The sequence below is a fragment of the Porcibacter vitabionis genome (assembly GCF_046263795.1).
In the GTDB taxonomy this organism is placed as follows: domain Bacteria; phylum Bacillota; class Clostridia; order Lachnospirales; family Lachnospiraceae; genus Lachnocurva.
Genome location: NZ_JBJYZD010000002.1, coordinates 188847 through 212982 on the forward strand (window position 1 = coordinate 188847; position 24136 = coordinate 212982).

Genomic DNA, 24136 nt, shown 5'->3' on the forward strand with positions numbered 1-24136 from the left:
TCGATTCCATTTCTTATGAATTCTTGATTAATTGATTCTGTGCAGCCGTGAGGATCTCATTCATATCAAGATATAGGTTATAGGCACTATCAGCGCCAAATACTGTAGAGATTAACTGGTCTCCGTTGGATGCTGTGGAAAGCAGGACCAGACAATATTTGGCTTCCCCGGTTGTTCCTGTCTTACCGCCGACGACTGTGATCCCTTCCGGAGGCTTTCTGGTACCCTTCAGATAGCGGCAGGAATTTGTCCAGGTCTGCTGTACAGCAGCACCGGCAGAATTTCTGTAGAAAGCATTAAAGGAAGTGGAACTGATCAGTTGAACAAAGCGGTCATATTTACAGGCAGCAGCGAAGATCAGATACATATCATAAGGCGTTGTATAATGATTTTCGTCGTGAAGGCCATTCACCGTAACAAAATGGCTATGAGTTGCACCAAGAGCATTGGCTTCTTTATTCATCAATTCGACGAATTTTTCTGTGGATCCGCTGACAGCATCGGCGATTGCAATTGCCGCATCATTACCACTGGGGAGCATCAGCCCATAGAGCAGCTGCTGGAGACTGATGACATCGCCGGGGTTCAGATGAGCAAGGGACGAACCGGATTCAAGGCCCAGGATATCAGAGCCTACGGTAACTTCCTGGTCCGGATTTCCATATTTGATTGCAAGATAGGCAGTCAGGATCTTGGTCGTCGATGCAGGATAGACCTTCTTTAACATCTGATAGTTATAAAGGGCCTTGTTTTGTGTGACATCATATACGGAAGCTGCTGCACAGGTTCCTATGTCCGGTGCCATCTCCTTAGGAGAATCTTCATTCAAAGGAAGAGCCAAATTGGTAGAAAATCCCTTGATTGAGCCGGATGATGAAGATGATGTCAGCCGGTATTCATCGGAACTATCATAGACATGATAGGGATTGGAAACCTTGTTCCCACATCCGGTCATAGATAAGACGGTAAAAGCGATGAGACAAAAAGCTGCAAGTTTTTTCTTTAACTTATTTATCTTATTTATACATTTCACGCCAGTCAAGATCTCCTCTGTCAAGTGCTTTGATCAATAATTCAGCGGTAGCAAGATTGGTCGCCAAAGGAATATTGTTAGCATCACAGATGCGGACAATATTGTTGACGTCCGGCTCATTGGATTTCACACGAAATGGATCTCGCAGGAAAATCACCAGATCAATATTATTGTGTTCGATCTGTGCTCCCAGCTGCTGGGTTCCACCAAGATGACCAGCCAGAAATTTGTGGACGGAAAGATTGGTCACCTCTTCCACCAGACGCCCGGTTGTTCCGGTTGCATAAAGATTGTTTTTGGCTAAAATATTCCGATATGCAATACAGAAATTCTGCATCAGCTTTTTCTTTGAGTCATGTGCGACAAGACCGATATTCATCATTTTCCTCCCTTCAATTCTCTTTATTTTGCTGAAATCCTTTTCCAGTAAGATTCATACGTGAGTTTTCTTTATAATATAATCTTCAAACCATAGGAAACATATGACCTTCTACTATCATACGACAAAATGCTCTAATGTTCATAGAATTTCTTCGCTTGAAGCCCTACATTTAATACCAGTCCGATTCCGATATAAATCGTAACAAGAGACGTCAGTCCATAGCTTACAAAAGGAAGGGTCAAACCGGTATTCGGCATCAGTCCGGTAACCACACAGACGTTGACAAAGCTCTGGAAACCGATAATGGATGCGATGCCAATACAGATCAGTTTTCCTGCCTCATTTTTCGCCCTTTTCGCTACACGAAGACAGAGAATAACAATCAGGAGAATGAGAAGGAGCAGAATACAGGATCCGACAAAACCAATCTCCTCTCCCGCTACGGCAAAAATGAAATCTGTATGGGGCTCTGAAATAAAATTACCGTTTTTCACCGAGTTCCAGTCATTATTATTTAATCCCTTACCCAGAAGCTGTCCGGATCCGATGGCCATAATTGAATTTTGCTGCTGATAGGCATTCTGGGGATATTCCTCCGGACGCAGCCATGCCAGGATTCGCTTTTTCTGATAACCTTTGATGAATGGAACGGATCCGGTCTGGGCGGAATAGAGAATGAAGATTGCAATCGCCGGAATTGTGATCAAAAGAACCGGTGTTATGATTTTGGAGGACAAACCGGCAGCATAAAACATAGTCGCTATGACCATAAAGGTCACGATGGTTGTCGACAGATCCGGCTCCTTTAAAATTAAGAGAAGCGGAATTGCAATATAGATCAGGGTTAATAGAAAGCGCTTCCTTTGATTTAAGCTTTCCATAAAGTGTGTAAAATACCAGGCAAAAAAAAGAACCAGAAAAATTTTAGCAATTTCCGAAGGCTGGAAACGAATACCGATATTGATCCAACGCTTTGCTCCGAGTGAAGTGTCACCGAACAGCAGGACAGATAAAAGAAGGAGTATGGTCAATCCATAGTAAAACCAATGAAATTGCAGCAGAAATTCGAAGTCAATCAGAGATACGACGAACATGAGAGTCACGCCAATCACCATGCCAACGATCTGTTTGGCCTGATTGTCGGTATTAGCACTTCCGATGATCATAATGCCAAGAATCGTTAATGCAACGACTGCTATGACCAAAGGTAAATTATAATTTTTGAATTTATAATTATGGAACATAGAAAGGCTCCTTTAGCTCTTCTTTTCAGTTCTTCTTTTCAGTTCTTCTTTTCAGTTCTTCTTTTCCGCCTGAAACAGTTCCGTCAGGAGTTCGTCATAGACATTGGTCAGAAGGAATCGGTTTTGATGCCGAAGCAGGATCTGGCCTTCCTTCTTCCGAAAGCGGTCAAGAAAACCTGATTTTCTTTCCGGCAGATCTGCATCATGACCGCTGATATGCACTGCTTCCGCATTAAGATCCCCTGCATAGACGAAACAATCCTCATGATCGGGACAGCCGGCTTTGGCATCTCCGGCGAGAAGACCTGTAACGATGATATTGCCCGCAGCAAGGAGCTCACTGCCCTCTTCTGCATCTCCAAGGATCAGGAGACTGGCATCGGACTGAACCTTTTGCCCGTCTTTTACCGGACCTAATACAATTTTACAGTTCTGGCGGATGGATTCAAAATAGAATCGGTCTCTCATTGATCTCATCCGGCGATCTCGAATCTGACTCTTATCATAGATCAAATCAATCTTGACATCTGAATTGTACTCAATGGACTGAATGACTGCTTCAAATTCTTCATCGGTCAGTTGCCGTCCGGTCACAGTCAGTACCATTTTTGCAGATCCGAAGAACTTTTTCTGGGAGGCAAATTTATAGCAAATCTCTCTTAAAGTATCTTCGATCGGTGAAGATGGGTTCAGAAGCAAAGTGATTCCGTAGGATCCGCTTTTGATAATACAGTTTTCCTTCATGCTTTTACTCTTTCGATCGTAATCATGTAATGGTTGGCTACGGAAGTCCGCAGCCATTGCCTGTTTTTTTTTAAGTTCTCTCAGTCTGACCATCAGTCCGTGATCGGTTCCGTGGAGGCAGTAGGCGCACCACTATTATCAGCGGCCTCTATAGAGGAGGGTACCTGGAAGAGACAGCCGAGAATGTCCTTGGCTACATCCGATGCATTATGAGAAGAATAGGCATTGGCAATACGGGTAGCCAGGGCATATTGAGGACTGCTGCTTGGCGCATAGGCAATAAAAAGTGCGTGTGGCGGTCGATCCTGTGCTTCCTGAGCAGTTCCGGTCTTACCTGAAACTTCGATGGGGAAATTATCGTAGGCTTTCGTACTTTGAATGACCATTCTCATACCATTCTGGATAGCATCCCACTGACTGGAATCTAAGACATCAATCGTATTCTGCAAAGAGGATCCATAGGTTTTCAGGACTTTTCCCTGCGGTGATTGTGTATGATCCAGAAGACTCAGATGATATACCTTTCCCCTGGTAGCCAAAGCTGCTGCATATCGAGCCAAAGCCACAGTTGTGAGATTGTTGTCAGATTGGCCGATCGCAGCCATGACAGGATATTTTGTAGCGATCGTCGACTTGGCCTCTTCAATTTCCAGACCGGTCTTCTCGTCCAGACCATACATATGAGCATATTTCTGTATTTTCTGGATACCGACAGAATCATTATAATTATTATCGCCACCGGCCAGACGCCAACCGACTTCATAAAAGAAATAGTTGCAGGAATTCTTCAAAGCCTCAGATACATTGAGCGTGCCATGGGTACCATGATACATACCATAGATCCAGCATACCGGGTGGTTGGATACTTTGGTGAAAACACCGGTACAGTCGATCGTTGATGTCGGGGTAATCGCGTTTTCCGCCATGCCTGCCGTTGATGTCATCGGTTTAAATGTTGAACCGGGGGCCGTCTTCTGCTGTGTTGCAAAGTTAAACAGAGGCCGGCTGCTATTGGAATTCAAATAAGCATAATACTTGGAGTCCACCGTATTGGCCAAACGGTTGTTATCGTATCCGGGGTAGGAAACACAGGCCAGAACGGATCCCTTATTTGTATCCAGTACAACGGTAGATCCGGAGCAGGGGTCCAGACCGAGCTGACCAGGTGTGATTTGCATATTCCGGATCTTATCAATGATGAAATTGTAGGCATTCATGGAACCGCCGGCTAATGCATTTCTGCTGTTATCATCTTTGGCAAGAATTCCCTGATCATATAATAGGGCGCAAACCTGACCGGGTTGAATTCGATCCTGGAGGATCGCATATTTATATACCAGCTTGGAAAAATCTGCATTCGTCTGAAAAACATCCGAAAGATTTGAAACCAATGCCTGATAGAGTTCGTCTGTATCGACATACTTCTGGCTGGTCTTGATTGAATCGGTATCGATCCAGTTTTTTTCGATGCAATATTTCAGATAATCATGGATACTTAGAGTTCCGGCAGTCCAGGATTTATAAGTGGCATCGGATGTGTCAATCTTATCTGTATTCAGGATCTTCTGACTCTTCAGATAGCGGATGACATAGTTCTGGTAGTTCTCCATTTCGTCATCAAGCTTTCCAAACGGAGTTGTACCGTTTAACAAGGCATCCGAAAGCATGTTCAAAGCTTCCCCTTGTTTCTGCTGAAATGCAGCATAGACGGCCTTTTCCAGATCACTGGCATTACTGTCTTTAAAATGGTCTGAATCGATAACACCATTATTGATCAAGGCAATATAGGCATCATAAACTGCAACCGTCATATTCGAAGTATCCGTTGTTACCGGAACGGTTCGCTGATTGACCAGCTTTGAGATCAGGACACCTGCAATCTCTTTCTCCAGAAGTTTATAGGTTCTTACCTGTAAATCATAGTCGATGGAAAGATAGACATCGTTTCCGGCCTTGCTGTCGATGTGGTTTACCTTTTTAATAATATTACCAACGTTATCAACATAAAGGGTATCAGATCCCTTGGAGCCTCGAAGAGTAGAGTCCATATATTGCTCAATGCCGGACTTTCCAACGACATCATTCATTGTAATGGATTTATCTTTTTTCTTCAGATCCTGATACTCACTGGTGGAAATTTTTCCGGTATATCCGAGAATAGAAGCAAAAGCCTCCGAATCCGTGTATTTTCGGATAATATTCTCATGAATATCGATTCCGGGATAGCTCGCTTTATTCTCTTTCACATATGCAATCGTTGCCTGGCTGACATTGGAAGCAATGGCTGTCGTGACATACTTCTGGTAGGAATTGAGACCAATCTTATAGCGGAGAACAGCGATCTTAAAACGGAGATCATCATTATATTTACCGGAGATATTATAACATTTGCTGCCCATGAGATAGTTCATGATGTCCTCGGCTGAGGCTTGGACTTCATTGATTCCGTCTTTATTTTTGTAGTCAAGATCACTGATTTTCGCATGCCCGAAGATATCCGCACGGAATCTCTGCTGAGCGGTACCGCTCACGGTGAAGACAAAGCTTCCGTCCGTATTTCTCTGAATATCAAAATCGTCATCAGCAATTTTGTCGCCGTTTTTTTCTATTTCAGGGATGATTTGTGCGAGTTCCCGATTGAGATACTTATTTCGATCCTTACTCGAATAATTGGAGTAGGAATCCTGAATGGTGACATCATAGGAAAGGTCATTATATGCCAGAAGTTTACCGTTTCGGTCGAAGATCCGGCCTCGTGAAGCCTCAATGGTCTCCTTCCTCTCAACCAGGAGGTTATAGGAGTTCTGATAGTCTTTGCCATGCAGAATCTGCAGAATAAAAAGTCTGAGAATCAGAATCACGGTAAAAATAATCATCAGGACCATGATAACGCGTTGACGGTCCTTGAAGAGTTTTTCATGCAGGTCTTTAAAAAAGGATGTCAAAATCGACGGTCTCCTTTCGATTCATATCGGTCAGTTCTTCCGGCGATCCATAAGATAAAAGGATACAGGAGAAAAGAAATAACAACCGTATAGATGGCTTCCGGGAGCATGATATTCAAAAAAAAGAATTTAAAGTCGCTTCTGCCCCGGCTGGCAAAGGAAATGAGATAGACACATATCCCATAGACCAGATCTGTCAGTCCTACAAAGAGGATGGGAAGTTTGATATCATCTCCGAAAAAAATCTTCCTTACCAATCCATTCAAATATCCAAGCAAGAGAAAAAGCAGTGCATAGATACCGAAAAGCTGTCCGGAAAAAGTATCCAGAAGAAGACCGGAGGCCATGCCAATCGCCATGCCCTCCTTTCTCCCGCGAATAAATCCAATCAATGCAACCAGGCTGAGGAGAAGGTTCGGCACCACCCCCGCCAGGACCAAATGAGAGAAAACAGCAGTCTGTAAAACATAGACCAGTCCGATCAATAGGAGGCAGATCACTGCCCTTCGGACGAAGTAGGAAATCTTCATTGACCGCCACTCTCCTTCGTCTTAAGAATTACAAGAACATCCTGGAGATGCTTAAAATCAACCGCCGGGGTCAGGCTGCCGGACTTACTGATACCGTTTGGATCCGTCTTCAACTGATCCACATAGCCGATCAGAAGACCGGGAAGATACTTGCTGCTGACATTACTGGTAACGATCGGTTCGCCGGAGCTGATCTTTTCATCCTTATCTTCCAGATTTGAGATATTTAAAGTGTTATTCTTTGTCATCTCTTCCAGAGATCCGGATACAATACAGATATTTCCCGTGTTCAATGACATGGCGGATACATCGGAAGTGTCATCAATGATGGCACGGACAACAGCATAGTTTCTTCTTGTTTCTGTGACGATGCCAACAAGACCTCCATCAGAAAGGACATTCATATCTTTCTTAATGCCATCGGCACTTCCCTTATTGATGGTAAAAGTATTAAACCAGTTCGATGTACCACGCGCAATGACCCGGGCACCGGTTTTTTTGTAATCACCATACTGCTGATCCAGAGCATATAATTTCTGCAGTTTTTCTAACTCCGACTGCTGCAATTGTATCGTGTTCAGCTGGTTATTCAGGTCATTCACTTCATCCTGCAATTTCTTATTCTTCTTCTGCAGAGATTGAATCGTTTTCTGGTTTCCGCGCCGGACACTTGCGGATTCTTCGATCACTGCAAGCCCTTTCTGCATGGGTACGAAGACATAGTTCGATACGGAACCGATGATTCCCCCGTTAAAATCCGAAATATAACTTATAAAGAGGATCATTATGCATACGATCACAAGGATGATCATAATTGCGCTGCTGGAAATGCTATGTTTCTTCCGTCTCATTGCAAACTGTCCTTTAGCTGAAAATTCGTGATCTCATAGTATAGCCGAAACGACTGTATTTCTCATCGGTCAGAACCTTGCCGAGTCCAAGAGCAACGGTTTGTTCACCGTTTTCCGTAATATTGGTCTTGATATTTGTGATATTGGAAAAGAACTGATCCAAACCGGCAATCTTAGAACTGCCTCCGCTGACATAGATGCCGGAGTAGACAATATCCTTTGCAAGTTCCGGCGGAACATTTTCCAGGATTCTTTTAATAGCCATAGACAGGCTTGTCAGTTCGTCTTTCATGCCTTCGAAAATGATATCTGATGAAATGGTCATAGGAATGGGAAGACCGCTTACTACATCACGTCCGACAATTTCCAGAGAATTATCCATACCCGGGAAGGCACCGCCGATTTTCTCTTTTAATTCACGGGCAGTCTTTCGACCGATCAAAAGATTATACTTGCGTTTCAGATAAGTCACAATGGCATCGTCCAGACGGTTTCCTCCCGTTGGAAGAAGTTCGGACAACACAAGTCCACCCAGAGAAATAACAGAAATTTCCGTCGTATCGGCACCGATATCAACTACCATGACACCGGTCGGTTCCGTGATATCGATCCCCATACCAAGGGCATCTGCCAGAGGCTTTTCACAGAGAGTGACCGAATGCAGTTTGATTCTGGTTTTCTCGAAAATATCCCGAAAAGCCCTCTTCTCTACCTCGGTAATATCATTCGGCACGGCAATGGTGATATCCGCACTCTTCAAATGGGCTTTCAGGTCCTTATTTAATACTTCTAAAAGCATGGACTGCATATGATCGAAATCGGCAATGACACCATTGACGATCGGGAAAGAAACATCAATGGTGTCCGGTGCTTTTTCATACATGGAATAGGCATCGTCTCCGTATGCATAGATTTGATTCTTGTTGATAACAGCGATTGTATTTTTTAAAGTCGTCACATCATTGGCGGTGCGACTGAAGATCTTCAGATTAAATGTACCGAGATCAATGCCATATCCATTATTTGTCATAAGTCTGTTCCTTCCCGGGGCAGTAATTCCCCATGTTCTTTAAAACTATAATAGCGTCTGTCTCCGATAATAATATGATCCGCCAGAGGGATCTCAAGCATATCTCCTGCCTTACAGATCCTTTCGGTGATCATACGGTCTTCTCTGCTGGGACAGGGATCTCCGGATGGGTGATTGTGAAGGAGGATGAAGTAAGAAGCGTTTTCTCTTAAGGCCTCTCTGAAGATCAAGCGAAGGCTGACAAAAGACCGGTCTTCTGTTCCTATGGACAGGAGATGCTCGGAAAGAAAGCCGCAATGGTTATCAAAGAAAGCCAGGAGGACTTTTTCCACTGCTTCATGACGCATCTGTTCCATAAAGTAGGAAGCTACGGATGACGGATCGTCCAGTTTTATCTTCTGTCTTTTGCCTTCCATTGTGATTCTTCGTCCAAGTTCACAGGCAGCCTTCAAAGTCAAAGCCTTGACTGTACCGAGACCCCGTATTGCAGTAAGCTCTTTTAAGGAGAGCTCTTCCACATTACAAAGGCCGGCGTTCTTGGCCTGCATGACCTCGTAGGCCAGGGCCAGAGCATTTTTCTCTCTGGTACCGGATCGGATCAGAATGGCCAGAAGTTCTTCATCAGACAGACAAAGAACTCCGCAGCGGAGAGCCTTCTCATAAGGTCCTTCCTTTAGATCCTGCATACGGAGTGTAGACGACGGATTCTGCATCATTGACATCCTTTCACTCTCTTCTTACGCTTGGATCTGCCAATCACACAATTTGCATTAATTTTAGCATAATGTAGGAATGCGAACAAGATTTCTCTCTGCAAGTTTTTGCAGAGACATAAGAATCCCAAGCTTGGCGGAAGGCCAGGTCAGTCCACCCTGAAGGTAGGCGGCATATGGCGGGCGAAGGGGACCGTCGGCAGAAAGTTCAATCGAAGACCCCTGGACAAAGGCACCTGCTGCCATAATGACCTGGCTGTCATATCCCGGCATGTCCCAGGGTTCCGGAGATACGTAGGAATCCACCGGGGAACCGGCCTGGATCCCCTGACAGAATGCAACAAGCTTATCGGCTTCGCCGAAGGTGATGGCCTGAATAATGTCATGCCGGTCTTCTGTCTTGCCCGGAACACAGGAAAAGCCCAGAGGTTCATAGAGATTGGCAGCAAAAATTGCACATTTTAAGGCACTTGCCGTTACGATCGGGGCCATAAAGAATCCCTGGATAAAGGACCGGTTTAAGCCAAGGCTGGCTCCGACCTCTTTTCCAAGTCCGGGAGAAGTCAAACGATAGGCTGCATTTTCCACGCATTCCTTCTTACCGACGATATAACCTCCGATCGGGGCCAGCCCGCCGCCCGGATTTTTGATCAGGGATCCGACCATCATGTCGGCACCGACGTCAAGCGGTTCCTTATCCTCAACGAATTCCCCATAACAGTTGTCGACCATGACTTTTACGTCCGGTTTACATTTCTTTATGAAGGAAATAAGCTCTCCGATCTCATCAACCGAGAAGGTATGCCTGGTCTGATAGCCCTTGGACCTCTGAATGGTGACAAGCGCGGTCTTTTCGTTGATCGCATTTTTGATGCCCTCATAGTCGAAACTTTCGTCGGCTAAGAGGTCGATCTGGCGGTATTTGATCCCATACTCTGCCAGAGATCCCTTGGAAGGCCGAATGCCGATGACTTCTTCCAGGGTGTCATATGGGCGGCCGACCGGAGAAAGAAGTTCGTCACCGGGTCTTAAGTTACTCATCAAAGCCAAAGCCAGGGCATGGGTACCGCAGGTGATCTGAGGGCGAACCAAAGCATCCTCACCGTGGAAGGTCAGAGCATAGACTTTCTCCAGTTTTTCCCGGCCGATGTCATCATAGCCGTATCCGCTCGAAGCATTAAAGCATTCATTGTCGATCCGGGCATCCTGCATCGCTTTTATCACCTTCAGCTGATTCCTTTCCGCTCTCTCATCGATGGAAAGAAAACGGTCTTTCAACCCTGTCAATACGGATTCCCCGTAAAGATAGACCGATCGGCTGATTCCCATGGATTCGTAAACTGCCTCAGCAGTTGTAAAGATCCCGGATCTGTCTTTGTTTTCCATTGTTTGATTCATGTCTTTTACAAGCATTTCTTTGTCCAATCTATTTTTATTTATTTTCCATCTTACGAGGAGATCCCTGTCTGGTTTGATCCAGGCCTCGTGAATCAGTCAGGTAATATACACCTATCACATCTATACGATCTATCATAAATCATCGGATCCGTCTGTATTTTCATCAGAGGCAATTTTTGAGAGTACAGCCTGCAAAAGGTCCTCGCCGCTTGGATAGTCTCTCCGGTCCAGAAAAATAACATCTTTTTCCCGTCGAAACCAGGTCAATTGACGCTTGGCATAATGCCGGCTCTCTTTTTTGATCTGATCGACCGCACTGTCATAATCTTCTTCTCCCCAGATCACAGGGATCAGCTGTTTATAGCCAATGCCTTGCATGGAGGTCATGGAAGGCTGACAGCCCATGTCCAGAAGGCTTTTGACTTCGTTTAAAAGACCTTCTTTCATCATGAGATCGACTCTTTCGTTAATTCTTTGATAAAGTCTGGCCCGGTCGTCTGTCAAAACGAAAAAAAAGGTGTGGAAGGGGGAAATCTTCTCCTCTTCCTCTTCATTATGAAGTGAGATCGCTTTCTTATTTTTATGATAGAATTCCAGAGCCCGAATCACACGCTTTCGGTTGTTCGGATGGATGGTCTGATAGGAAATCGGATCGATCGTTTTTAATCTTTCATGGAGGGCCTGATTTCCCAGACGAAGAGCCTCCTCTTCCAGTTCCTCCCGATAAGCCATATCCGGATCTTCTTCTGTGAAATCAATATCCCGGACGATGGCCTGGATATAGAAACCGGTTCCGCCGCAGAGAATCGGAATTTTTCCCCGGGCCTGAATGTCACGGACTATCGATATGGCTGTCTCCTTAAAGGTTCGGACGTCACATGGTTCGGTCGGATCCAAGATATCGATCATATGATGGGGAACCAGTGCCCTCTCGCCCGGAGTGACCTTGGCAGTCCCGATATCCATACCCCGATAGACCTGCATGGAATCACAGGAGACGATCTCCCCCCGGATCTTTTGAGCCAGCCGTATGGCTAAGTCACTTTTTCCAACTGCTGTCGGACCGGCGATCACAATAAGAGGCGGCCGCGGGTCCGTGAAATTATGCTGAATTGTCATGCTTTTTATCCTAAACCTGTCTAGACGATCCTCTTAAAGAGCTTGTCCAGATCTTCTTTTTTGACAGCAATCATGGTCGGCCGTCCGTGCGGACAATGAAAAGGTTCCTCTGCCATTAACATTTCCTGGATCAGGGCTTTGGCTTCCACAGGGGAGATGGTCTGATTTCCCTTGATCGAAGCCTTGCAGGCCATGGAGGCGATCTTTTCTTCGATGATCTCCGGTGTATCTTTTCGGTCGAAGTTCAGAGAATCCGCAATCGAAAGGAATAAGGCTTTCGGATCCACATCCGGCAGATTGGCCGGGAGACCGGTCAGCTTATATTCTTTTCCGCCGAAGGATTCAAAGCGGAATCCTAAGGCCTCGACTTCGGCCCGGTACTTTTCCAACTGATCCATTTCATTTGCTTCTAAGCTTATGATCGCCGGAGGAAGGATCATCTGGGAGGTCACGGAATGCTGTTTTAATTCTTTCATCATCCGTTCGTAATTGACCTTCTCGTGTGCGGCATGCTGGTCAATGAGATAGACTTTCTCATTGTATTCTATGATCCAGTAGGTGGAGAAGATCTGCCCGACGAGATGAAAATAGGTTTGGTTCTCTTCGGTAAAGAAGGATAGCTGTTGATTTTTGGCATTTCCTGCTATGGAAGCACTTTCTATTCCGGGATGGGTCTCTTCTGACTGTTTTTTGTCTTCCTCTTCCATACGATCATAGTGTTTCCCATTTTCCCGGACTTCACCAGGCTGATAGAAATCAGCCGGAAGGTCCTCTCGTATGGATCTGACTTCTTCTTCGACCGCCTTTTTGACCTCCCTCAGGCGGTTCTCTTCAAAAGGTTCGGCTGTCATTTTCGGATCGACTGCACTTGCTGTCGCTTTGGCTTTTCCTGCCGGGGCTTCTTTTAATGAGACCGTTTGGATATCTTCTCTTCGGATCAGACGCTCATGCACAGTCTCGGAAAGACGGTCATAGATTTCTTTTCCATGATCCATGCGGATCTCCCGCTTGGCCGGATGTACATTGAAATCCACACTGCCATCCGGAAAGTCAAAGAAGAGGACCAGGAAGGGAAACTGGTGCTGCATCAGAAATCCGTGATAGCCCTCTTCGACTGCCCGGGACAGGATCTTGTCATTGATCATTCGTCCGTTAATGAAGAAGTTTTCAAAATTCCGGTTGCCACGGTTGATATTATACTTGCCGAGATAACCGTGAACCGAATAGTACTCGTTTTCATCATGGAATTCCAGAAGATTCTTACTGATCTCTCTTCCGAAAATGGAAAAAACACAATCTTCGGTCACGCTGTTTCCGCTGGTCTGCAGCTTTTCTTTTCCATTACTTTTGAAGTGAAAAGAAATCTCCGGATGTGACAGAGCCAGGTGCTCGATCAGGGTCTGGATCTCATTGGCTTCGGTTTGATCGGATTTTAAAAATTTCTTTCGGGCGGGTGTATTGTAGAAAAGATGGTGAACGAGAAAAGTCGTCCCGTCGGGCGTTCCGATATCCTTTAATTCGCCATCTTCACCGCCCTCAATAGAGAAATAGGAACCAACATCTTCTTCCCTGCACTTGGTTAGGAGTTCCACTTCCGAAACGGCTGCGATAGAGGCCAGAGCCTCTCCCCGAAACCCCAGGGAATGGATCCGGTCCAGGTCCTCTGCATTTTCCAGTTTACTCGTTGCATGTCTTAAAAAGGCGGTCGATATTTCAGGCCGCGGGATCCCAATTCCATTATCTGTCACCCGGATCAGCGTTCTTCCGCCATCCCGAATCTCAACGGAAACGGCAGAGGCTTTGGCATCGATAGAATTTTCAATCAGCTCTTTTACAACTGAGGCCGGACGTTCGATGACCTCTCCTGCTGCGATTTTGTCAATGGTATCTTTGGAAAGAACATGAATGCTGTTTCTTACCATCTGTTATTCACCTTATTCTGTATACGATATAGCTGGTTCATGGCTTCAATCGGTGTCATATGACTGATGTCCAGTTTCCGGATCTCGGAAATGATATCATCGTCCGTTTCCGTTGTGAAGAAAGACATCTGTCTGGAATCAAAGTCATTTTCCTCTGACTTTTTCCCCTTCTTCTGACTGGAGGATGCAATGTTTTCTGCAATCTTAGAGAGATCATTGGAGGCCAGCTGCTCCTGCAGTTCTCTGGCCCGGTCAATGACAGCATCCGGAAGACCTGCGAGTTTGGCAACTTCGATTCCATAACTCTGATCAGCTCCGCCTTTTACAATTTTCCGGAGAAAGACAATGCCGTCTTTTCCCTCTTTGACAGCAGAACAATAATTATGAACACCCGGCAGTTTTCCCTCCAGTTCGGTCAGCTCATGGTAATGGGTGGCAAAGAGAGTCTTGGCACCGATCAGCCTGGGATTGGCTACATATTCTACTACTGCCCAGGCGATACTTAAACCATCGAAAGTCGATGTGCCTCTGCCAATCTCATCCAGGATCAGAAGGGAGTCTTTCGTAGCATTTTTTAAAATATTGGCCACTTCATTCATCTCTACCATGAAGGTAGACTGGCCGCTGGCTAAGTCATCGGATGCTCCGACTCTGGTAAAGATCCGGTTTACAATACTGATATCTGCAGATTCCGCGGGAACAAAGGATCCGATCTGTGCCATGAGAACGATCAGGGCAGTCTGCCGCATATAAGTCGATTTCCCGGCCATATTGGGTCCGGTAATGATTGCCATGCGGTGGTCCTTGTTATCCAGAAAAGTATCATTATCGACGAAAGATCCCTCCGGCAGCATCTGTTCAATGACCGGATGACGACCCTTTTTGATCTTCAGATTGCCATTGGTATTGATGGAAGGTCGGACATAGTGGTTCCGGTCAGCCGTATAGGCCAGGGAGAGAAGAACATCCAGGGAAGAAATGGCCTTGGCCGTTGTCTGGATTCGTTTGATCTCCTGTCCGATCCGGTCTAACAGTTCGAGATAAAGCTGATTTTCCAGATGGGTCAGCCGGTCCTCGGATCCCAGGATCTTATCTTCCATCTCTTTTAATTCATTGGTATAAAAACGCTCCGCATTGGTCAGGGTCTGCTTTCGGATATAGCGGTCCGGAACCAGGTCTTTGTAGGAGTTCGTAACCTCAATGAAATACCCGAAGACTTTATTATAACGGATCCGGAGATTCTTGATGCCGGTTTTCTCCTTTTCTTCCTCTTCCAGATTGGCCAGCCATTCCTTGCCATGGGTCTTTAAGTCCCTGAGTTCATCCACTTCTCTGTTGTAACCGCTTTTGAAAATGCCGCCATCGTGGACAGAGACCGGCGGGTCATCGTCAATGGCAGAATCAATCAGGGAATAGAGGTCAGTTAAAGGATCCAAAACCTGATTCAATTCCAGGATCAGTTCAGATTTCATACAGGAAAGCGTCTGCTTTAAGGCCGGAAGAAGCCGGATTGAACTCTTGAAGGAGATCAGATCTCTCGGATTGGCTGTCTTGTATGTGATTCTGGTTAATAGTCGTTCCAGATCATAGACAGGCGACAGATATTCTCTTAACTCTTCCCGGTCAGAAGGATTGGAAACAAATTCCGAGACGGCATCCAGGCGTTTCTCGATCTGGTCTTTCTTTCGAAGGGGCTTATCAATGTCCTGACGAAGCCGTCTTGCACCCATGGCCGTCATGGTATGGTCCAGGACCCAGAGGAGGGATCCCCTTTTCTCTTTGTCTCGCAAGGTTTCGGTAAGTTCCAGATTCCGCCGGCTGCTGCTGTCGATCATCATGTAGTTGGAGTCCTGGTAGACCTGGAGCCGGGTGATATTTAACAGATCGGACTTCTGAGTTTCCTTCAGATACTGGAGCATGGCACCGGCGGCTACGGTTTTGATGCTCTGGTCATCCAGATCCAGACTTTTCAGGGAGGAAACGTGAAAATGCCTGGTCAGAAGCCGGCGAGCCAGATCATCCTCGAAATAGTAATTGTCGAGGACAGAAATGGCAATATGCATGTGGTCCTTCAATTCATTCAGATCTACACCACAGATCTGAAAAGCCTCGTTACAGATGATCTCCGAAGGCTTGTAACGGCTCAATTCATTCAGGAAGGCGCGAAGGCTGCTTTCTTCTGTGACATAAAAGTCTCCGGTAGAAATGTCGGCCACGGCGATACCGAAGCGGTCAGAAATGAAGGCAATGCTCATCAGATAGTTGTTTTTGGCCTCGTCCAATGAAGCGGTATCTATATTGGTTCCCGGGGTCACGACCCGGATAATACCACGTTTTACAATGCCTTTGGCGGTTTTCGGATCCTCTAACTGCTCGCAGATTGCGACCTTATGGCCTTTATTGACAAGACGGGTCAGATAGGACTCTGCTGCATGATAAGGGATGCCGCACATAGGAGCCCGCTCTGGCAGGCCGCAGTTTTTGCCGGTCAGGGTGAGTTCCAGTTCCTTGGATACCGTGATGGCATCATCGAAGAACATTTCATAGAAGTCGCCCAAACGGTAGAATAAGATACTGTCTCTGTTTTCTTTTTTCATGCGGATATAATGCTGCATCATGGGAGATACGGCATCGATATCGATATCATCAATGGTCATGATATTTAATTCCTGTTTTTGTTTCTGCTATTCGTTTCTCTAATTAAGTATAAGGGACTTAAAGTCAAGGGGCATCCATCAGTCGTTACTATAGCGGAGAATCAGCTTTTCTGCCATCTTCATGCCGTCCATAGCGGCAGACATAATACCACCTGCATACCCTGCTCCTTCTCCGCAAGGGTAGATCCCCTGAATCGAGGTTTGACCATTTGCATCTCTTTCGATCCGAATCGGGGATGAGGTACGGCTTTCCACGCCGGAAAGGATGGCATCCTTTCGATTGAAACCGCGGATCTTTCGATCAAAAGCTTCCATTCCGGATAAAAAGGAGGCTTCAATTTCCGGAGAAAAGATTCCACGGAGATTGCATAGCTCGGTCTCTCCTCTTGTGACAGAAGGAAAATCGCCATAGCTCTTGGAAGGAATGCCCTGTCTATAATCGGATAGGAGCTGCTGTGGGATTTTACCACCTGCCAGGCGATAGGCTTTGATCTCAAGATCCTTTTGATATTCGATTGCCGCCAGAGGATCATCCAGAGAATATTCCTTCTCTCCGACCGAGACAATGATGGCACTGTTACAGTTTTTGGAATCCCTGGCGGAATAACTCATTCCATTCACCAGAAGCTGTCCCTCTTCGGAAGAAGAATTCTCGACATATCCGCCCGGACACATACAGAAGGAATAGATACTTCTGCCATTGTCCAGATTGCAAGCCAATTTATAGGAGGCAGCCGGAAGGGCCGGATCCAGAAAACCGTACTGGTGGAGATTGAGCCAGTCCTGGGGATGCTCGACCCGAAAACCGACAGCAAACTGCTTGGCTTTCATGGGAAGACCCTTCCCATAAAGCATACGAAAAGTGTCTCTTGCGCTATGGCCGATAGCAAGGATCAGATCATTGCAAGGGATTTCTTCCATGATTTCTTCACGGCTTTTTCCTTCACCATCCTGTCCATGGCCTGTAGATCTTGCCGTTTGAATGGAAATCAGCTTTCCATCTTTTTCCGTAAAATCAATCAGACGGGTGCGGAAGCGGACTTCCCCGCCCAGGGACTCGATCTCTTTTCGGATATTTGCGACAATAGAAACCAGTTTATCGGTTCCGACATGAGGCTTGGGATCGTAGAGAATCTCGGGCCTGGCTCCTGCCTTCACAAAGGTCTCCAGGACAAAGCGGTTCCTTCCTTCCTTATCATGGACCTGTGTATTCAGCTTGCCATCCGAGAATGCTCCTGCCCCGCCCTCTCCAAATTGGACATTGGACTCAGGATCCAGCTTTCCGCTCTGAAAGAATTTTTCGACATCCTTTGTCCGTTCGGTGATTGCATCTCCTCGTTCGATCAGAATGGGGCAAAGGCCGGCCCGTGCAAGGATCAAAGCCGAAAACAGACCGGCAGGTCCGGCCCCGACAACAACAGGCCTTGTATCCATTTGACGTGTCGGTGTCTTTACAAGGTAAGGAATCTTCTGATAGGAGCGGATCCTGATCCCGCCAGGAAGCTTCTTTTCGGAAGACTTTTTGATCAAAGCCGCTTCTTTTTGTTCATCCAGGGAAAGAACCAGAGAATAAATATAGAAAAGATCCGGCTTCTTCCTGGCATCGATCGAACGCTTCAGAATCTCGAAATGGCGGATTTCCGATCGATCGATGTGCAGTTTCTTTTTCAGAAGCTGATATAGATCATTTTGATCTAAATCCTTTTGATTTTGATATAAATCATTTTGATAAATTCCATTTGATTTTTTTGAAAAGGGAAGTTTGATTTCCAATATTTCAATCATGTAAGGTTCCTTATTTTTTACTTCAGAGAAAATTTTTTCGTTCCAGCCAGATAGGCGCTGGTCCAGGCCCATTGGAGATTATATCCGCCGCAGAATCCGTTGACGTTTACGATCTCTCCGGCCAAATATAGACCGGGACAAAGCCTGGATTCCATCGTCTCAGGGTCTATCTCAGACAGAAGGACGCCGCCTCTTGTCGTCTGGGCAGATGCAAAGCCTTCCTGTCCCTTGATGACAAAGATCAGATCCTTCAGCCTGTCTGCAATCTGTCCGGCTGCCTGTTCAATCGACCGGATCTCACGAATCTTTCGGCCGTCAAGGCCCAGGACCTTTAGAACAAACTCAGCCAATTGCTTCTGGATAAGACCGCATAAGAATAGAGACAGATCGGACTCTGGATCTGCTCTTTGAAACAGAGACCGGATCTGATTTTCCAATTCTTCTTTCTTTTGGTCCGGACAGAAATCGCAATGCAGTTCCAGTTTCTGCCCTTCGGCTAGAAGAGGTGCTGCTTCCAAACTAAGCTGGAATACTGCAATTCCGGACAGGCCGTATCGCGTGAACTGCACTTCTCCACGTGAGGAAAGGATGAGATCTTTATTATCTTTCACTGTCAGTCTTAGAACAGCATTTTGCCGAACGCCGAAAAGCTTTGCATCATAATCTTCTGCCAAAAGAGCTGTCAGTGCCGGGAGTGGTTTTTCCAGATGATGGCCGAGTTTTTCCATATAGTAATATCCATCTCCGTTACTTCCGGTTTTCGGATAGGAGGCGCCTCCCATACAGACAATGACACGCTTTCCATACAGGAAGGAGATCGCTTTGTCCTTGTCTTTTGCAGAAAGATCCAGGACTTTTACCCGAAAGCCCTCTTTTTCTTTTTCAATCCCCTTGACCTGATGATTTTTTAAAATGACCTCTGGCTTCAGGGCAGCTCTTAAGAGCGAAACAAAAGAAGAAGCCTGGAAGGAGGAGGGATAATACCCATCATTTTTGAGTGTGGGGAAGATACCAAGGGAAGAAAAATCATCTAAGGTCTCTTCTACCCCATATCTTTCCAGTGCAATTTGCAGGGCCTTTTTGTCATCGGTTCGATAATCTTCGACAGAAACGCTTTTATGGGTGAAATTGCAGCGGCCGTTTCCTGTCATGGATAGTTTTTTCCCAAGGCTTTCTGTTTTTTCTACCAGAAGAACCTTCTGGCCGGAACGGGCAGCCCACAAGGCACTGTATAGACCGGCCGCACCGCCGCCAAGGATCAGAGTATCGAAAACCTGTTTCTCTTGCATCTCTTATCCTTTCTTTTTTCTTATTTTAGACGAGAGGGCTTTGGTCTATATTTCTTAAGGGAAAAGATGAAGCCTTCTGGCCAGGCCGCAGAGGGAATCTCCCTTGGGAAGACGCTTGAGTTCGCTCTCTGTGATACCGCCGGTTTTTAAAATAACAAGGCCATAGATCAGGATGCCGGCAAATACGGAGATCACGACGGCAATGGCATTCCTTGAAGTAATGGCAAAGAGCACATGATAGATTGCAAATACTGCCAAGCCCATTATGATGGAGGAAAACAGGGGGATCAGGAAGACCTTTCCAATTGGATAACGGGTCTTCGTGTATTTCCGGACAGCGATATTATTTAAAGCAGCCGTCAGAAAGCCATCGAAAATATAGGAAATAACGACCGCAAAGATATTCATTTTGAAGACCAGAAGAAGGATCGACAGAAGTCCCATATGAGATATCAATGTGATGATGGAATTTCGGACCGGGATCCGAAGCTTATCAATTCCCTGCAGAATGCTGCTTGACATGGCAGACAGGGAATAAAAGGGAACCGATAAAGCACCAAGCATCATGATCATTGCAGAGGTATGGTCTGCATCTCCAAATAATAAAAGGAGAAGGGGCCCTGAAAGAACCATCATACCCACCATCATGGGAAGCACGATTGCCATAACGAAACGGGTGACAGAACTGGTCTTGGCACGAATGGCCTTACGATCATTCTGGACATAAGACTCTGCCAGAGATGGAACAATGGGAGAAGCCAAAGAGGATGCAACGGTGACCGGAAGGTTCTGGATCACCATAAATTCCTGACTATATGCCATCCACCAGAGGGAGATCTGTCTGGCGCTGTATTTCTGGAAGACAGCAATATTCTTGAAGACATACATCTCCGCTACGGGTGCAATATTGTAAATGATAGAATTTAAGACCATGGGGAAGACAGTGGCAATCATGATCATGAGAATGACCCGGTAGCTGTCTGCCTTATAAGTCGTACTTCTTCTTTTCTTCCGGCTCTTTAAGAAAGGAACCAGAATAAAAAGGAGGAAGATCAAAGCGGCAATACCACCGACAACAGTACCGAGCGTACCACCTGCGGCTCCATAAGCAGATGACATATTGGGCTGATTCAAAAGGCTTTCCACCCTGTTCCCGTAAGATACGAGTTCATAGGCTGCCAGTACGGAAATGACGGCATTGACGATCTGCTCGATGATCTGGGAAACTGCCGTAGGCACCATGGTATTAAAGCCCTGGAAGTAGCCGCGGACAACGCCTAAAATCGATGTAACCAAAAGAACCGGGGCAAGAACACGTAAGGCGGAAGCTGCCATGGGTGTCTGAACGGTTCCTGCCAGGAAGTCTGCTCCAAAGTAGAAAAGCAGAGACATAAAGAGACCTACGAGTGTCATGGCAATCAGAGATCCCTTGAAAATTCGCCGGGAGTTTTCGTAATCTTTGATTGCTTCCCGTTCCGAGATCATTTTCGAAATAGCTGTTGGAACGCTGTAGGTAGAAACGACCAGAAGAATACTGTAGATGGAATAGGCAGTTCCATAATAATCCATGCCGATTTTCCCGACAATTCTGGTCAGTGGGAAACGGTAGCACAGGCCGATCAGTCTGCTGATAAAGGATGTCATTACAAGGATAGAACCCTGTACTAATAAGGAATTTGATTTTTTCTTGTTATCTGTCATGATCTTCTCTTGTCTCATTCCATCTGTTTGTCGTTTGACCTGGTTAGTGAGTCATAACTCATCGATTATTAAATTCATCCAGCGTCTTGTAAAAGGTATTTTTCCCCTCTGCATTCTTTTCGATAATACTGATCCAGGTCCGTCCCGGATTCAAGACGATCTCCTTACCGGATCCGTCATAATAATGAGTGATGCCGGTTTCACTGTCCTTTTTCCAGGTAATGTCTTCGATCTTACCACGCGTCAGGAACTTTCCCGTGCCGCTTCCGATCAGATCGATCTTCATACGATAGTGTTCCTCATCATAGTAAGAAGACGGCGTAAACTGGAGAATAATATTAGTGGCAGTGAGCTGGGCATTATTGGCTGCTGCATCTATTTGGGGAGCACCGAACTCAAAACGATTGTATAGTCCTGTGGCTGCATCATAAACAAAATAAGGCTTATTGTCATAAAAGTAAAGCTGAACTGCGGCACAGTCATCGCCGGCAGGAACATTTGGCTGGTCAGGCGATGCAAATTGAAAATGCTGATGTTCGTCTGCCTGATAGGTCGTAGCAAAGTTCTTCTGCTGCATACCGGCTAAAAGACCATTCGTGGATGTATAGGCATTGTGTGGTGCCTTCCGGTCACTGGACCGGAAGAAGACAGTCCCTCCAATCGAAGACAGACCGTTTAATTCATCCACATAGCCCTTATCCAGTTCTTCCTGACCTTGAATGCTTTGCCCGAAATGCACATAGACGGCCTGGTATTCTGCGGCCATCTGAACGAAATAGGGACGGCAGGATCTGACATTTCCCAGTCTGTCAAATCCGGCATAATCTTCAAAGATCCCCATCATGCGGGTGATACCGCCTTCCGCAGGTGCCTCATAGATCACAGCGGTTTTTAATGTACCATATTGCGGCTGCGTCACCTTGGTATTCTCGATCATAATGGCAAGCGGCCGGGTATTTCTTTGTTCTGCAGATACAGGAAGACCGGTCAGAATACTTGTGATCACTTGCGGCTTTTCTTCCGCTTTCTTTTCTTCTGTAACTCTTGTCTTTGCTTTCTTTTCGACGGTCTTCCCTCTACTAGGCTTTTTACCGGGAAGAAGCAGGGCAATTGCTGCAACAATAATAATGACTGCTAAAAGGGTCAGGACGATCAAAGGTCCCTGTCCGCTTTTCTTTGGATTCGATTTCTTGGCAGCATCCCTTCTGCCCTTCTTATTTTCTGTCATAATTTTCCCTCATATAGATGACTCTTATATCAGTATCAGATCTTACTTGTCAGTCTTCGGCTTCCTCTGACCGCAGAATATTCAGATCCGCCATGATTTTTCTCTGCTCCTCTTCCATCCGGATCCGATCTTTTTCTTCGATATGATCGAAACCCATAAGATGAAGCATGCTGTGGCAGATCAAAAATGCATATTCTCTCTTCAGAGAGTGCCCGTATTCTTCGGCCTGCCGATGGACATGCTCAACGGAGATCACGATATCGCCCAGCATGGCTTCGCCGGATTCCGGTGAAAAAGCATCCGGGTCCTCTTCCAACTTCGAGAAATCACCGGCCGAAGGATATTCGATCAGAGGAAAGGAAAGCACATCCGTGGCTGCATCGATCTTCCGGAACTGTTCGTTCAATTCATGGATCATAGCATCGTTTGTCAGTGTGAGATCCACTTCTGCTTCATAAGGAAAACCTTCACTTTCCAAAGCCTGGAGAATTACCTCTTTCCCGACTTCTTCCGGGTCAAAAGGGAAATTCCCGGAAACTTCTTCACTAAAGCGTATGGTCATTTTATCTCCTTTTCACGTTCTTTTTTTCATATTCCTCATAGGCATTGACGATCTTTTGAACCAAAGGATGACGGACAACATCCTTACCGGTCAGATCGATGAAGGCGATCTCTTTGACCTTCCCCAAAACACGTCTTGCAACATCGAGACCGGACTTGGTCCCTGGAGCCAGATCCTTCTGAGAGGCATCACCGGTGATCACAACCTTGGAGCCGAAGCCGATCCTGGTCAGAAACATCTTCATTTGTGCGGGTGTCGTATTCTGTGCCTCATCCAGGATAATAAAGGAATTGTCCAGGGTTCGGCCACGCATATAGGCAAGAGGCGCAACTTCGATCAGGCCTTTTTCCATATTTCGCTGAAAACTTTCCTGTCCCATGATCTGGTAAAGAGCATCATAAAGCGGGCGGAGGTAAGGATCAATTTTCTGCTGGAGATCTCCCGGCAAAAAACCCAGCTTCTCTCCTGCCTCGATCGCAGGCCGGGTCAGGATGATTCTCTGCACTTCCTCTTTTTGGAAGGCAGTAACCGCCATGGCAATGGCAAGATAGGTCTTACCGGTTCCGGCAGGGCCGCTTCCGAAAACGATCATATGATTTTTGATGGCATCCACATACTTCTTCTGCCCTAAAGTCTTTGGCTTTACGGGTTTTCCTGTAATGGTGTGACAGATCAGATCATCCACGGATACTGCTGCATCGGCAAAGGCAGTCAGCTCTTTTTCTGTCAGACTTAAGGCATAGTCTACATTTTGCGCCGTGATCTCTGCATGTGTCATAGAGATTCGAAGGAGCTGGGTCAACACCTTCTCTGCTGCATTGACACAATTCGGCTCTCCTGAAATATGAACTTCATCGCCCCGGTAAATGACATCAACATGGAGGGTACCTTCGATCCTTTTGATATTTCGATCCAATTCCCCGAAGAGATTACTTAAATGCTCTTTTGGGATAGACATGGTCTTTTCAATTTTCATCTCTTTTATCCATCTCCCTTGTCCTAT

The 24136-nt window shown here is 46.0% G+C and carries 19 protein-coding genes; all 19 read right to left on the reverse strand.

The features are described 5' to 3' along the window. Positions 1-13: 13 nt before the first annotated feature. Positions 14-1033, reverse strand: a complete 1020-nt coding sequence (locus ACKX2L_RS02530) for a D-alanyl-D-alanine carboxypeptidase family protein (protein ID WP_497550070.1) — start codon at positions 1031-1033, stop codon at positions 14-16. Beyond that, positions 1017-1412 (reverse strand): methylglyoxal synthase, encoded by a 396-nt coding sequence (locus ACKX2L_RS02535; protein ID WP_497550181.1) that lies wholly within the window; start codon positions 1410-1412, stop codon positions 1017-1019. The genes ACKX2L_RS02530 and ACKX2L_RS02535 overlap by 17 nt, the downstream gene beginning before the upstream one ends. A 134-nt stretch (positions 1413-1546) precedes the next feature. Further along, positions 1547-2659, reverse strand: a complete 1113-nt coding sequence (locus ACKX2L_RS02540) for an FtsW/RodA/SpoVE family cell cycle protein (RefSeq protein ID WP_497550069.1) — start codon at positions 2657-2659, stop codon at positions 1547-1549. 51 nt (positions 2660-2710) lie between these two features. After that, entirely contained in the window at positions 2711-3403 is a 693-nt protein-coding gene (locus tag ACKX2L_RS02545) for a septum site-determining protein MinC (RefSeq protein ID WP_497550068.1), read from the reverse strand. Positions 3404-3495: 92 nt separating this feature from the next. Beyond that, on the reverse strand, positions 3496-6348 hold the full coding sequence (locus ACKX2L_RS02550; RefSeq protein WP_497550067.1) for a penicillin-binding transpeptidase domain-containing protein: 2853 nt from the start codon (positions 6346-6348) through the stop codon (positions 3496-3498). Further along, a complete protein-coding gene (mreD, locus tag ACKX2L_RS02555) occupies positions 6345-6878 on the reverse strand; it encodes a rod shape-determining protein MreD (protein ID WP_497550066.1) in 534 nt (177 codons plus the stop codon). Before mreD ends, ACKX2L_RS02550 begins: the two co-directional genes overlap by 4 nt. Continuing rightward, entirely contained in the window at positions 6875-7729 is an 855-nt protein-coding gene (mreC, locus tag ACKX2L_RS02560; protein WP_497550065.1) for a rod shape-determining protein MreC, read from the reverse strand. The genes mreD and mreC overlap by 4 nt, the downstream gene beginning before the upstream one ends. 13 nt (positions 7730-7742) lie before the next feature. Further along, entirely contained in the window at positions 7743-8759 is a 1017-nt protein-coding gene (locus ACKX2L_RS02565; protein ID WP_497550064.1) for a rod shape-determining protein, read from the reverse strand. Further along, positions 8756-9481, reverse strand: a complete 726-nt coding sequence (gene radC, locus ACKX2L_RS02570) for a RadC family protein (protein WP_497550063.1) — start codon at positions 9479-9481, stop codon at positions 8756-8758. The genes ACKX2L_RS02565 and radC overlap by 4 nt, the downstream gene beginning before the upstream one ends. Positions 9482-9535: 54 nt before the next feature. After that, positions 9536-10858, reverse strand: a complete 1323-nt coding sequence (locus ACKX2L_RS02575; protein WP_497550062.1) for a methionine gamma-lyase family protein — start codon at positions 10856-10858, stop codon at positions 9536-9538. A 144-nt stretch (positions 10859-11002) separates the two neighbouring features. Continuing rightward, on the reverse strand, positions 11003-11989 hold the full coding sequence (miaA, locus tag ACKX2L_RS02580) for a tRNA (adenosine(37)-N6)-dimethylallyltransferase MiaA (RefSeq protein ID WP_497550061.1): 987 nt from the start codon (positions 11987-11989) through the stop codon (positions 11003-11005). Positions 11990-12009: 20 nt separating this feature from the next. Further along, positions 12010-13911 carry a DNA mismatch repair endonuclease MutL gene (mutL, locus tag ACKX2L_RS02585; protein WP_497550060.1) on the reverse strand — a complete coding sequence of 634 codons (1902 nt, stop codon included), beginning with the start codon at positions 13909-13911 and terminating at the stop codon, positions 12010-12012. Next, complete coding sequence (mutS, locus tag ACKX2L_RS02590; protein WP_497550059.1) at positions 13905-16568, reverse strand: DNA mismatch repair protein MutS; 2664 nt, start codon at positions 16566-16568, stop codon at positions 13905-13907. The genes mutL and mutS overlap by 7 nt, the downstream gene beginning before the upstream one ends. Before the next feature lie 78 nt (positions 16569-16646). Continuing rightward, positions 16647-18353, reverse strand: coding sequence for an NAD(P)/FAD-dependent oxidoreductase (locus tag ACKX2L_RS02595; protein ID WP_497550058.1), 1707 nt, complete (start codon positions 18351-18353; stop codon positions 16647-16649). Positions 18354-18370: 17 nt separating this feature from the next. After that, complete coding sequence (locus ACKX2L_RS02600; RefSeq protein WP_497550057.1) at positions 18371-19642, reverse strand: aminoacetone oxidase family FAD-binding enzyme; 1272 nt, start codon at positions 19640-19642, stop codon at positions 18371-18373. A 54-nt stretch (positions 19643-19696) separates the two neighbouring features. Further along, positions 19697-21343 carry a putative polysaccharide biosynthesis protein gene (locus ACKX2L_RS02605; protein WP_497550056.1) on the reverse strand — a complete coding sequence of 549 codons (1647 nt, stop codon included), beginning with the start codon at positions 21341-21343 and terminating at the stop codon, positions 19697-19699. Positions 21344-21401: 58 nt separating this feature from the next. Then, positions 21402-22571 (reverse strand): DUF3048 domain-containing protein, encoded by a 1170-nt coding sequence (locus ACKX2L_RS02610; RefSeq protein ID WP_497550055.1) that lies wholly within the window; start codon positions 22569-22571, stop codon positions 21402-21404. A 49-nt stretch (positions 22572-22620) separates the two neighbouring features. Next, positions 22621-23133 carry an rRNA maturation RNase YbeY gene (gene ybeY, locus ACKX2L_RS02615; protein WP_497550054.1) on the reverse strand — a complete coding sequence of 171 codons (513 nt, stop codon included), beginning with the start codon at positions 23131-23133 and terminating at the stop codon, positions 22621-22623. A 1-nt stretch (position 23134) separates the two neighbouring features. Continuing rightward, entirely contained in the window at positions 23135-24109 is a 975-nt protein-coding gene (locus tag ACKX2L_RS02620) for a PhoH family protein (RefSeq protein ID WP_497550053.1), read from the reverse strand. Positions 24110-24136 lie beyond the last annotated feature (27 nt).

Coding starts and splice junctions, on each gene's coding strand:
- ACKX2L_RS02535 (WP_497550181.1), bottom strand. CDS start 1,412: ATGAATATCGGTCTTGTCGCACATGACTCAAAGAAAAAGCTGATGCAG.
- ACKX2L_RS02540 (WP_497550069.1), bottom strand. CDS start 2,659: ATGTTCCATAATTATAAATTCAAAAATTATAATTTACCTTTGGTCATA.
- ACKX2L_RS02545 (WP_497550068.1), bottom strand. CDS start 3,403: ATGAAGGAAAACTGTATTATCAAAAGCGGATCCTACGGAATCACTTTG.
- mreD (WP_497550066.1), bottom strand. CDS start 6,878: ATGAAGATTTCCTACTTCGTCCGAAGGGCAGTGATCTGCCTCCTATTG.
- mreC (WP_497550065.1), bottom strand. CDS start 7,729: ATGAGACGGAAGAAACATAGCATTTCCAGCAGCGCAATTATGATCATC.
- ACKX2L_RS02565 (WP_497550064.1), bottom strand. CDS start 8,759: ATGACAAATAATGGATATGGCATTGATCTCGGTACATTTAATCTGAAG.
- radC (WP_497550063.1), bottom strand. CDS start 9,481: ATGTCAATGATGCAGAATCCGTCGTCTACACTCCGTATGCAGGATCTA.
- ACKX2L_RS02575 (WP_497550062.1), bottom strand. CDS start 10,858: ATGGAAAACAAAGACAGATCCGGGATCTTTACAACTGCTGAGGCAGTT.
- miaA (WP_497550061.1), bottom strand. CDS start 11,989: ATGACAATTCAGCATAATTTCACGGACCCGCGGCCGCCTCTTATTGTG.
- mutL (WP_497550060.1), bottom strand. CDS start 13,911: ATGGTAAGAAACAGCATTCATGTTCTTTCCAAAGATACCATTGACAAA.
- mutS (WP_497550059.1), bottom strand. CDS start 16,568: ATGACCATTGATGATATCGATATCGATGCCGTATCTCCCATGATGCAG.
- ACKX2L_RS02595 (WP_497550058.1), bottom strand. CDS start 18,353: ATGATTGAAATATTGGAAATCAAACTTCCCTTTTCAAAAAAATCAAAT.
- ACKX2L_RS02600 (WP_497550057.1), bottom strand. CDS start 19,642: ATGCAAGAGAAACAGGTTTTCGATACTCTGATCCTTGGCGGCGGTGCG.
- ACKX2L_RS02605 (WP_497550056.1), bottom strand. CDS start 21,343: ATGACAGATAACAAGAAAAAATCAAATTCCTTATTAGTACAGGGTTCT.
- ACKX2L_RS02610 (WP_497550055.1), bottom strand. CDS start 22,571: ATGACAGAAAATAAGAAGGGCAGAAGGGATGCTGCCAAGAAATCGAAT.
- ybeY (WP_497550054.1), bottom strand. CDS start 23,133: ATGACCATACGCTTTAGTGAAGAAGTTTCCGGGAATTTCCCTTTTGAC.
- ACKX2L_RS02620 (WP_497550053.1), bottom strand. CDS start 24,109: ATGAAAATTGAAAAGACCATGTCTATCCCAAAAGAGCATTTAAGTAAT.